This is a genomic window from Mycobacterium sp. E3247 (genome assembly GCF_001667785.1).
GTDB lineage: Bacteria > Actinomycetota > Actinomycetes > Mycobacteriales > Mycobacteriaceae > Mycobacterium.
The window spans coordinates 1-10,367 of record NZ_LZJG01000316.1 but is presented as its reverse complement, the minus strand read 5'-3'; the positions used below and the strand labels follow the sequence as shown (position 1 = coordinate 10,367).

Below are 10,367 nucleotides of genomic sequence, written 5' to 3'. Positions count from 1 at the left end.
GCGCCGTACAGCAGCGGCCGGGCCAGCTCGATCGCCGTGTGCACGTCGGCGAGCTTGTGCTTGATCGCCTGATAGGAACCGATCACCCGGCCGAATTGTGACCGCTGCTTGGCATAGTCGACGGTGTCGCGCAGCAGCGCCTCGGCCGCGCCGACCAGCTGCGCGGCGGTGGCCAGCGCGCCGAACTCGTAGGCGCGCTTGACGTCCGCCTGCCAACTGGCCCCGGTTGCGGTCACGTCGTAGAGCGGCCGGCTGGGGTCGACGGACTCGTGCTCTTCACCCGGGGCCGCCTCGCTCACGCCGTCGTCGGTGGCCAACAGCACCAACCCGGCCGCGTCGGCGTCGACGGCGCGCGGAACCTGCGGCGGCATTGCGACGGTGGCGATGAGCTCGCCGGAAGCCAAGCCCGCGCAGCGCTCATCGTCCGCCAGCAGAACCGGTGCCACGGCGATGGATTCGGTCACCGGCCCTGGCACGCACCAGCGTCCGAGGCGTTCGAGCGCTACCACCAGGTCGACCGGGTGTGCCCCGATGCCATCGAACTTCTCGGGCACCGCCAGGGCGGTGACGCCGAGGTCGGCCAGCTGCCCCCACACCTTGCGGCCGGGCGCGGTGTCGCCCGCGGCCCACGCGCGGATCGCGCCGGGCAGGCCGGCCGCACCGAGCGCGGCGTCGATGCTGGCCGCGAAGTCGCGCTGCTGTTCGTCCAGTTGGAATTCCACGGTCACTTCTTCTCTCGGGGCAGGCCCAACAGCCGTTCGGAGATGATGTTGCGCTGGATTTCGTTGGTGCCGGCATAGATCGGGCCGCCCAGCGCGAATAGCAGCCCGTCGGTCCACTGGCCGGCCAGCTCGCCGTCCGCGCCGAGGATGTCCAGCGCGGTTTGATGTATCGCCACGTCGAGGTCCGACCAGAACACCTTGGTCACCGACGATTCGGCGCCGAGTTCACCGCCGGCCGCCAGCCTGGTCACGGTCTCGAACGTCTGCAGGCGGTAGGCCTGGGCCTTGATCCACGCGTCGGCCACCCGGTCGGCGAACGCCGCGGGGGAGCCGCGGTCCTTCCACAGTTGCACCAATCGTTCGGCCGCCGCGAGGAAGCGGGCCGGGCTGCGCAACGACATGCCGCGCTCGTTGCTCGACGTGCTCATCGCCGCCCGCCAGCCCGCGTTCGGCGTGCCGATCACGTCGTGGTCGGGGACGAAGACGTCGTCGAGGAAGATCTCGCCGAAGCCGGTGTCGCCGCCGAGCTGGACGATGGGTCGCACGGTGACGCCCTTGGCCTTCAGGTCGAACATGAAGTACGTCAGGCCGTGGTGCCGCTGGGCTTGGGGGTCCGACCGGAACAATCCGAAACCCATTTCGGCGAACGGTGCGCGGGAGCTCCAGATCTTCTGCCCGTTGAGCAGCCAGCCTCCGTCGGTCTTGGTCGCGGTCGACCGCAGCGAGGCCAGGTCGCTGCCGGATTCGGGCTCCGACCAGGCTTGCGCCCAGATCTGTTCCCCGCTGGCCATTTTCGGCAGGATGCGGTCCAGCTGCTCTTCGGTGCCGTGCGCGAAGAGCGTCGGGGCGAGCATCGAGGTGCCGTTCGCGCTGGCACGGCCCGGGGCGCCCGCGCGGAAGTATTCCTCCTCGAACACCACCCAGTGCAGCAGCGGCGCGTCGCGGCCGCCGTACTTCTTGGGCCACGTGATGACCGACAGTCCGGCGTCGAACAGCACCCGGTCCCAATACCGGTGCTGGGCAAAGCCTTCGGCGTTGTCGTAGGACTTCGTCGGGATCGCATCGGCGTTCGCCGACAAGAAGTCCCGCACCTCGGCCTGCAACGCCAGGGTGTCTTCGTCCAGTTCTAGATCCACGTCAGGTCCACTCTCGCAGTTGTGGTTTGACCACCTTGCCGCCCGGATTGCGCGGCAACGCGTCGATGAACCGCACCGACCGCGGGGCCTTGAAGTTCGCCAGATGTTCACGGGTGTAAGCGATCACGGATTGCTCGTCGAGGTCGGCACCGGGCCGGGCCACCACGAATGCCCGGCCGACCTCGCCGAGCCGCTCGTCGGGAACGCCGATCACCGCCGCGTCGGCCACCCCCTCCATCCGGGCCAGCACCTGCTCGACCTCGGCGGGGTAGACGTTGAACCCGCCGCAGATGTACATGTCCTTGAGCCGGTCGGTGATGCGCAGGTTGCCGGCCGCGTCGACCGCGCCGATGTCCCCGGTGTGCAGCCAGCCGTCCGCGTCGATGGCCGCCGCCGTCGCCTCCGGGTCGTCGAGGTAACCCAGCATCACGTTCGGTCCGCGCAGCAACACCTCACCGGCCTCGCCGGGAGTGCTTGCGTCGATGCGCAATTCGAAATCGGCGAACGGGCGCCCGCAGGTGGTCGCGACGGTGACCGCGTCATCGTCGGCGCGGCACATGGTGCCCATGCCGTTCGCCTCCGTCAGCCCGTAGGCGGTCAGCACGATGTCGATGTCGAGCTCGGACTGCATGCGTTCGACCAATACGACGGGCACGGTGGCGGCCCCCGTCACCGCAAACCGCAGCGAGCTCAGGTCGTAGTCCGTGCGCTGCGGATGGTCCAGCAGCGTCTGATAGATGGTGGGCGGCCCGGGCAACACGGTGATGCGGTGCCGCTCGATCGCCTGCAGCGCGCGCAGCGGGTCGAACGTCAGGTGCGGGATCAGCGTGGCGCCGGTCTGCAGGCAGGCCAGGATGCCGGCCTTGTAGCCGAAGTTGTGGAAGAACGGGTTGATGCACAGGTACCGGTCGTCGCTGGTGATCTTGCCGTTGGCGGCCCACGACGCCGAGGCCGACAGCGACTGCCGATGCGCGCAGAGCACGCCTTTGCTGCGGCCGGTGGTGCCGGAGGTGAACAGGATGTCGCTGACGTCGTCGGGGGTGACGGTGGCGGCGCGCTCGGCCACCGCACCGAGGTCGGTGCCCCGCGCGATGAAGTCGTCCCACGTCCCGTCATCGGCGTCGATCGGGATTCTGACGATGTGCCGCAGCGCCGGCAGGGCCTGGCGATCCAGGTCGGCGAGGCGGTCGTTGCCCAGGAAGCGGCCCATCCCGAACAGCACGGGCGCAGCGGTGCGGGCGAGGATGTCGCCGGCTTCCTCGGCGGTGTAGCGGGTGTTCAGCGGCACCATGGCCGCGCCGGCGTGGTGAATCGCCAGGCAGGCGACCACCCAGTGCCAGGTGTTCGGCGACCAGATGGCCACGCGGTCCCCCGCTGCCACACCGAGGCTGATGAGCGCGGCCGCCGCCCGGTGCACCTCATCGCGCAGCTCGACCGATGTGAAGGTCCGCTCGGCGGTGATCAGGGCGTCGTGGCCGGGGAGCTGACTCGCCAAACGGTCCAGCGCCGCGGGCACGGTGCGGGGATCGTCCCCTGCCCTATAGGCGTGGGCCCTGGTCATCGAATGCTCCTCTAGGTTCGGTCCGCGGTGCGCAGTTACCGACGGCCTAACAAAGCAAGTGCTTGGTAGGTTAGCCTACAGGGCATGCAGGACGTCGAGGAGTTCCGGGCGGAGGTCCGCCAGTGGCTCGCCGACAATCTGGTCGGCGAATTCGCGGCCCTGAAGGGTCTTGGCGGGCCCGGGCGCGAGCACGAGGCGTTCGAGGAGCGCCGGGCATGGAATCAGCATCTCGCCAAGGCCGGACTGACCTGTCTGGGCTGGCCGGTGGAACACGGGGGCCGGGGGCTGTCCACCGCGCACCGCGTCGCGTTCTACGAGGAGTACGCCCGCGCCGACGCCCCGGACAAGGTCAACCACTTCGGCGAGGAGCTGCTCGGCCCGACGCTGATCGCCTTCGGCACCCCCGAGCAGCAGCAGCGGTTCCTGCCCAAGATCCTCGATGTCACCGAGCTGTGGTGTCAGGGCTACTCCGAGCCGGGCGCCGGCAGCGATCTGGCCAACGTGTCCACCACCGCCGAGCTCGACGGCGACCAGTGGGTGATCAACGGCCAGAAGGTGTGGACGTCGTTGGCGCACTGGGCGCAGTGGTGCTTTGTGGTGGCCCGGACCGAGAAGGGCTCCAAGCGGCATGCCGGGCTGTCCTACCTGCTGGTGCCGCTTGATCAGCCGGGGGTGGAGGTCCGCCCGATCGTCCAGCTGACCGGTGACTCGGAATTCAACGAGGTCTTCTTCGACGACGCCCGCACCGAGGCCGGCCTGGTGGTCGGACAGCCCGGCGACGGTTGGCGCGTGGCGATGGGCACGCTGACCTTCGAGCGCGGCGTCTCGACGCTCGGGCAGCAGATCCGCTACGCCCGTGAGCTTTCCAACCTCGCCGGCCTCGCGCGGCGCAACGGCGCCGCCGACGATCCCTTTATCCGGGCGCGGCTGGCCCGGGCGTGGACCGGGCTGCGCGCGATGCGGTCCTACGCGCTGGCCACCATGGACGTCGAAGGAGGCGGCCGGGCCGCCGGGAAAGATAACGTGTCGAAGTTGTTGTGGGCCAACTGGCATCGTTCGCTGGGCGAGCTGGCGATGGACGTCGTCGGCAAGCCCGGGATGACCCTCTCGGACGGCGAATTCGACGAGTGGCAGCGGTTGTTCCTGTTCACCCGTGCCGACACCATCTACGGCGGGTCCAACGAGATCCAGCGCAACATCATCGCCGAGCGGGTGCTCGGCCTGCCCCGGGAGGTAAAGGGATGAGCGCTTGCGCGAAGACGGAGGAGGAAGCATGAGCCTGTCCGAAGCTCCGAAAGAGGTTGCCGGGCATGGGCTTCTGCAGGGCAAGGTGATCGTCGTGACCGCGGCGGCGGGCACCGGCATCGGCTCGGCGACGGCGCGACGGGCCCTGGTCGAGGGCGCCGACGTGGTGGTGTCCGATCACCACGAACGGCGGCTGGGGGAGACCGCCGACGAGCTGTCCGGGCTGGGGCTGGGCCGGGTCGAGAGCGTGCTGTGCGACGTGACGTCCACCGCGCAGGTGGACGCGCTGATCGCCTCGACCACGGCACGGATGGGCCGGCTCGACGTATTGGTCAACAACGCCGGGCTCGGCGGGCAGACGCCGGTGGTCGACATGACCGACGACGAGTGGGACCGCGTCCTGGACGTGACCCTGTCGTCGGTGTTCCGGGCCACCCGGGCGGCGTTGGCCTACTTCCGCGACGCCGACCATGGCGGCGTGATCGTCAACAACGCCAGCGTGCTGGGCTGGCGGGCGCAGCACTCACAGTCGCACTACGCGGCCGCCAAAGCCGGGGTGATGGCGTTAACCCGTTGCAGCGCAATCGAAGCCGTCGACTACGGGGTTCGGATCAACGCGGTCTCCCCGAGCATCGCCCGCCACAAGTTCCTGGACAAGACGACGTCGGCGGACCTGCTCGACCGGTTGTCGGCCGGTGAAGCGTTCGGGCGGGCCGCCGAGCCCTGGGAGGTGGCCGCCACCATCGCGTTCCTGGCCAGCGACTACTCCAGCTATCTGACCGGCGAGGTCATCTCGGTGTCCAGCCAGCATCCGTGAGCCGATAGCTGGCCAAGCAAGCGCTTGGTTGATATCCTGACCGGGTGGAACGAGTGCCCGGTCAGGCGAACAGCCGCCGCGACGAGTTGTTGGAACTCGCCGCGACCATGTTCGCCGAGCGCGGCCTGCGCGCAACGACCGTGCGTGACATCGCCGACAGCGCGGGCATCCTGTCCGGCAGCCTCTACCACCACTTCTCCTCCAAGGAAGAGATGGTCGACGAGTTGCTGCGTAGTTTCCTGGACTGGTTGTTCGCCCGCTATCGCGAAATCGTGGACAGCGAGGCCAACCCGCTGGAGCGGCTCAAGGGACTGTTCATGGCGTCGTTCGAGGCGATCGAGCACCGGCACGCGCAGGTGGTCATCTACCAGGACGAAGCCCAGCGGTTGTTGTCGCAGCCCCGGTTCTCCTACATCGAGGACATGAACCGCCAGCAACGCAAGATGTGGCTCGAGGTGATCAACCAGGGCATCGACGAGGGCTACTTCCAGCCCGACCTCAACGTCGACCTCGTCTACCGTTTCATTCGTGACACCACCTGGGTGTCGGTGCGCTGGTATCAGCCCGGCGGCCCCCTCACAGCCCAACAGGTGGGTCAGCAATACCTCGCCATCGTTCTCGGTGGGATTACCAAAGAAGGAGTTTGAAAATGGCTGAGGCGTACGTCATCGACGCTGTGCGTACCGCGGTCGGCAAGCGCAACGGATCGTTAGCCGGTGTACATCCCCTGGACCTCGGTGCCCTGGGTTGGCGCGGACTGCTCGACCGGGTTGACGTCGACCCCGCCGCCGTCGACGACGTGATCGCCGGCTGCGTCGACGCCATCGGCGCACAGGCGGGCAACATCGCGCGGCTGTCGTGGCTGGCCGCGGGTTACCCCGAAGAGGTCCCCGGCGTCACCGTGGACCGGCAGTGCGGTTCCAGCCAGCAGGCGATTTCCTTTGGCGCCCAGGCGATCATGTCCGGAACGGCGGACCTCATCGTGGCCGGTGGCGTGCAGAACATGAGCCAGATCCCGATCTCGTCGGCGATGACCGTGGGCGAGCAGTTCGGGTTCTCCTCGCCGACCAACGAATCCAAGCAGTGGCTGCACCGGTACGGCGATCAGGAGATCTCCCAGTTCCGCGGCGCGGAGATGATCGCCGAGAAATGGAACCTGTCCCGTGAAGAGATGGAGCAGTTTTCGCTGACCAGCCATGAGCGCGCGTTCGCCGCGATCCGCGCCGGTCACTTCGACAACGAAATCATCACCGTGGAAACCGAATCCGGGCCGTTCCGGGTCGACGAGGGGCCCCGCGAGTCGTCGCTGGAGAAGATGGCCGGCCTCAGGACACTCGTCGAAGGCGGTCGGCTGACGGCGGCGATGGCCAGCCAGATCTCCGACGGCGCCAGCGCGGTGTTGCTGGCTTCCGAGCAGGCCGTCAAGGACCACAACCTGACCCCGCGGGCGCGCATCCACCACATCAGCGCCCGCGCCGCCGACCCGGTGTTCATGTTGACCGGGCCGATCCCCGCCACCCGGCACGCCTTCGACAAGACGGGTCTGTCGATCGACGACATCGACACCGTCGAGATCAACGAGGCGTTCGCACCGGTGGTCATGGCGTGGCTCAAGGAGACCAAGGCCGATCCCGAGAAGGTCAACCCCAACGGAGGTGCGATCGCCCTCGGTCATCCGCTGGGCGCTACCGGCGCCAAGCTCTTCACCACGATGCTCAACGAACTCGAACGCATCGGCGGCCGCTACGGCTTGCAGACGATGTGCGAGGGCGGCGGCACCGCGAACGTCACCATCATCGAACGGCTGTAACAGCTTTCGCGCTTTCGCGTTGGCCGACTTGGGCTGGACAATCGTCCGGGTGAGCAGCGACCTGCTTCGCTATCGGCAGGGCACCTTCATCGCGGGAACTTACCGGGCGGCCAGCGCCAGGCCGATCCCGCCGAGAGCCAACGCCCAACTGGTGAAGCTGCCGACCAGGAAGTACTCGGTCACCTCGTCGATGCCGACCTGGCCGTCGCGGCCCTTCTGGGCGGTCAACTCGGGGAAGCGGATGATGCCCTTGGCGGCGACGACGGCGCTGGCCGCGGCCACCTGCCCGCCGACGCCCAGGCTCAGGATCAGCAGGCGTTCCAGCGGTCCCAGCAGCCGGCCGCCCTTGAGTCGGTCCGACGGTTGCGGCTCGCCCGCCGGGCGTACCGCTCCGACCGAGCCGAGCACCAGGCGGACCAGCTGGTTCGCGGTCGCGAACTGCACCAGCACCACGCCGACGATCATGAGCAGCTGGTTGGGGGTGACATGGCCGAGTGCCAAGTGCACCCAGCCCACCCACCGCGCGATGGCACCGTTGACCGAGGACGACCATCCGGACATCAACGTCAGCAGCGCCAGTGTCGCGGCGAACACCGCCAGCGGCGCGGCTTGGTGGCCGCCGGTGCGTTCACTGCGCGCGCACAGCCATTCCCATGCCACGACGGAGGCGGCCGCCAGGATGAGTAGCGGGATGTCACCGGCACGCCACAGCGCGCCCAGCGCCGCGACCGCCGCCACCACGACCGGTCCGACGACCAGCGGCACCCATGCTGCGCGGACCGCCCTGCGACACAGGTCGGCGATGCCGAGCGCCGTAAGCAGGACGGCGATGGCGCTCACTGCAGGCTCCGAAGGTATTGGCTGGCAACGACAATCAGATCCAAACCGTCGCGGCTCGCGCGCTGCGACACCGCCGACGGGCTGATGCCCTCGGCGTCGGCGAGCTCCCTCTTGGTCCGCCCGGTCATCAGCCCCCTCACAATCCGCAACGATCTCTCGTCGAGTGATCCAAGCAGATGGTCCCGACAAATCAGCGCCGCGTTGACCGCCGCGACGTCGGTGCGTGTCTCGCTGTCCGCCCGAAATGTCGTGCGCACCAGCGTGAAGCCAGGCTGCCGCTGGGCCGCCGCAGTCTGCTGGATGGCCTCCCGGGCGGTCCACCACCCCGGCCCGTCCTGGATTCCCGCATCGGCATCGAGAACGGTCACCGCGCCCCATCCCAGCCCGAATCGGACGTCGATGTCGGGCGCGAGTAGCAGGCGCACGGTCAACGCTGCATCGATGGCACCACCGAGGGTGGGAAAGCTGCCCTGAAACTCGTCCCCGACGGTGAACGACGGCGGGTCGATCGCGTCGGCCGCCACTCGGCCGAGCGCTGCGGCGACGTGTCGATGGAGGGCGGCGCGGTCGCGGGCGCGGCGGGACCCCACGACATCGCCGATCAACGTCGCGCGAATTGAAGGCGATGCCTTCATTCTGGCCATATGAAGATTATAGCTTCATTTGTTCATTATTCAGTATGGAACTAAATTGAGACGGATCGAGACGCTGCTCAGCTCGTCGGCTGGTCCTTGACCCTGACGTAAGCCTCGATGCCGACCCGTTCAAACGTGCGTCGGCGGGAGGCCGACAGCAGAGGCAGGGCCTCGGCCGCGTCGATGATCTCGGGGTGGACCACCTCGTACTTCTCGCCGTGTGAGGAGATGGTCGCTCGCCCCGCGGCACGAATGTTCTGCAACCAGTCGACGTCGGTGCCGTAGGGCAGCGGTATGACGAAACCGTCGTCGATTCGCTCGGCGACGACCGGTGTGGAGTACACCTTGCCCGACCGCCGTCCGGTGTGCTCGATCGCGGCCGCATACCAGTTCTTGCGGCCGGCCAGCCGCAGCATCAGCGGGTTGAGCAGGTATTTGTTGGAAGTGCGAATCGCGTTCAAAAACGGAGTGGGCCAGGTTGCCGGTTCCAGTGTGATCATTCGTCCAGGGTGACGCGGCGCACCGACCCGATGCCAGGGTCTTTGGTCGCCGGCTTATCGTTCTTCGACGAGCGCCGACGCCGCCTGTAGATGCTTGATCGCGTCCCGCACTATCGAGTCGATCAGTTCGGAGCACGACGGCAGGTCCTCGAGGATGCCGGCCACCTGGCCCGAGGCCAGCACGCCGGCCTCGGTGTTGCCCTCGACCAGCCCGGCCTTCAGCAGCATCGGCGTGTTGGCCGCCATCACCAGCTGTGACCAGGTCAGCTCCTTGCCGTGGCGCATGGCCAGGCCGTCGCTGATCATCGATCGCCACGTCATCTGCGACATGTGCTTGAACTTCGCGGCATTGCGGACGGCGGCGGTGAGACCCCTTACCGGCGAACCGCCTTCCAGCCTCTCGACCAGTCCGGTGCGCAGGACGCGGTGCGGCATGCCGTCCACGCGGGTGGTGACCACCGTGCCGTCCAAGGCCGCATCCAGGTAGCGCCGCTTGACGGCGTCGGGCACCGTCGAATCGGAGGTCAGCAGGAAGCGGGTGCCCATCGCCACGCCCGCGGCGCCGTAGCTCAGCGCGGCCGCCAGTCCGCGCCCGTCGAAGAATCCCCCGGCGGCGATCACCGGGATTCCGGTGCCCTGCACGGCGTCCAGCACCGACGGCAGCAGCAGCGTGGTGGCGACGGGTCCGGTGTGTCCGCCCCCCTCGCCGCCCTGCACGATCATCGCGTCGGCGCCCCAGGCCGCGACCTTGCGCGCGTGCTTGGCCGCACCGATCGACGGAATCACCACGACGCCGGCCTCTTTCAGCCGGGCGATGAGCTCCTGCTTGGGTGCCAGCGCGAACGACGCCACCTTGACGCCCTCGCGGATCATCAGGTCGACGCGGTCGCCGGCGTCGGCGGCGTCGGCGCGGATGTTCACGCCGAACGGCTTGTCGGTGGCGGCCTTGACCTTGCCGATCGCCGTCGCCAACTCGTCCAGTGTCATGGTGGCCGATGCCAGGATGCCCAGCCCGCCCGCGTTTGCCGTCGCGGACACCAGCCGGGCGCCGGCCACCCAGCCCATCCCGGTTTGCACCACCGGGTGCTCGACACCGACCAG

Annotated in this window: 11 protein-coding genes; 4 read left to right on the top strand and 7 right to left on the bottom strand. The window is 68.3% G+C overall.

Annotation, left to right across the window (positions count from 1 at the left end; all coding sequences use genetic code 11):
* From A9X04_RS17250 to fadD3, 3 genes are all read right to left on the bottom strand, one after another.
* The coding region (locus tag A9X04_RS17250) for an acyl-CoA dehydrogenase family protein (protein WP_156764395.1) at positions 1-728 on the bottom strand (728 nt) is incomplete at its 3' end.
* Positions 725-1,858, bottom strand: coding sequence for an acyl-CoA dehydrogenase family protein (locus tag A9X04_RS17245; RefSeq protein WP_067922879.1), 1,134 nt, complete (start codon positions 1,856-1,858; stop codon positions 725-727). The genes A9X04_RS17250 and A9X04_RS17245, both read right to left, overlap by 4 nt.
* A gap of 1 nt (position 1,859) precedes the next feature.
* On the bottom strand, positions 1,860-3,419 hold the full coding sequence (gene fadD3 / locus A9X04_RS17240; protein WP_067922873.1) for a 3-((3aS,4S,7aS)-7a-methyl-1,5-dioxo-octahydro-1H-inden-4-yl)propanoate--CoA ligase FadD3: 1,560 nt from the start codon (positions 3,417-3,419) through the stop codon (positions 1,860-1,862).
* Between the two features lie 84 nt (positions 3,420-3,503).
* Between fadD3 and ipdE1 the strand changes: the two genes are divergently transcribed.
* From ipdE1 to fadA6, 4 genes are read left to right on the top strand one after another with little or no spacing between them, the layout of a single operon-like run.
* The gene (ipdE1, locus tag A9X04_RS17235) at positions 3,504-4,664 is read left to right on the top strand and encodes an acyl-CoA dehydrogenase IpdE1 (protein WP_067922868.1); all 1,161 of its coding nucleotides are present in this window, start codon (positions 3,504-3,506) and stop codon (positions 4,662-4,664) included.
* Between the two features lie 28 nt (positions 4,665-4,692).
* Complete coding sequence (ipdF, locus tag A9X04_RS17230; RefSeq protein ID WP_067922865.1) at positions 4,693-5,481, top strand: (5R,7aS)-5-hydroxy-7a-methyl-1-oxo-2,3,5,6,7,7a-hexahydro-1H-indene-carboxyl-CoA reductase; 789 nt, start codon at positions 4,693-4,695, stop codon at positions 5,479-5,481.
* Between the two features lie 44 nt (positions 5,482-5,525).
* Positions 5,526-6,128, top strand: coding sequence for a TetR family transcriptional regulator KstR2 (gene kstR2 / locus A9X04_RS17225; RefSeq protein WP_156764394.1), 603 nt, complete (start codon positions 5,526-5,528; stop codon positions 6,126-6,128).
* Positions 6,129-6,130: 2 nt separating this feature from the next.
* A complete protein-coding gene (gene fadA6, locus A9X04_RS17220; protein ID WP_067922856.1) occupies positions 6,131-7,291 on the top strand; it encodes a steroid 3-ketoacyl-CoA thiolase FadA6 in 1,161 nt (386 codons plus the stop codon).
* 99 nt (positions 7,292-7,390) lie between these two features.
* Here the strand turns inward: fadA6 and A9X04_RS17215 are convergent, their stop codons facing one another.
* The 4 genes from A9X04_RS17215 to ipdC all read right to left on the bottom strand — a co-directional run.
* Positions 7,391-8,131 (bottom strand): hypothetical protein, encoded by a 741-nt coding sequence (locus A9X04_RS17215; RefSeq protein ID WP_067922852.1) that lies wholly within the window; start codon positions 8,129-8,131, stop codon positions 7,391-7,393.
* Complete coding sequence (locus A9X04_RS17210; protein WP_067922849.1) at positions 8,128-8,775, bottom strand: SatD family protein; 648 nt, start codon at positions 8,773-8,775, stop codon at positions 8,128-8,130. The genes A9X04_RS17215 and A9X04_RS17210 overlap by 4 nt, the downstream gene beginning before the upstream one ends.
* A gap of 68 nt (positions 8,776-8,843) precedes the next feature.
* On the bottom strand, positions 8,844-9,266 hold the full coding sequence (locus A9X04_RS17205; protein WP_067922846.1) for a nitroreductase family deazaflavin-dependent oxidoreductase: 423 nt from the start codon (positions 9,264-9,266) through the stop codon (positions 8,844-8,846).
* A 54-nt stretch (positions 9,267-9,320) separates the two neighbouring features.
* On the bottom strand, positions 9,321-10,367 hold a 1,047-nt coding region (gene ipdC, locus A9X04_RS17200; RefSeq protein WP_067922840.1), incomplete at its 5' end, for a (3aS,4S,5R,7aS)-5-hydroxy-7a-methyl-1-oxo-octahydro-1H-indene-4-carboxyl-CoA dehydrogenase.

Coding starts and splice junctions, on each gene's coding strand:
- fadA6 (WP_067922856.1), top strand. CDS start 6,131: ATGGCTGAGGCGTACGTCATCGACGCTGTGCGTACCGCGGTCGGCAAG.
- A9X04_RS17205 (WP_067922846.1), bottom strand. CDS start 9,266: ATGATCACACTGGAACCGGCAACCTGGCCCACTCCGTTTTTGAACGCG.
- ipdE1 (WP_067922868.1), top strand. CDS start 3,504: ATGCAGGACGTCGAGGAGTTCCGGGCGGAGGTCCGCCAGTGGCTCGCC.
- fadD3 (WP_067922873.1), bottom strand. CDS start 3,419: ATGACCAGGGCCCACGCCTATAGGGCAGGGGACGATCCCCGCACCGTG.
- ipdF (WP_067922865.1), top strand. CDS start 4,693: ATGAGCCTGTCCGAAGCTCCGAAAGAGGTTGCCGGGCATGGGCTTCTG.
- A9X04_RS17210 (WP_067922849.1), bottom strand. CDS start 8,775: ATGGCCAGAATGAAGGCATCGCCTTCAATTCGCGCGACGTTGATCGGC.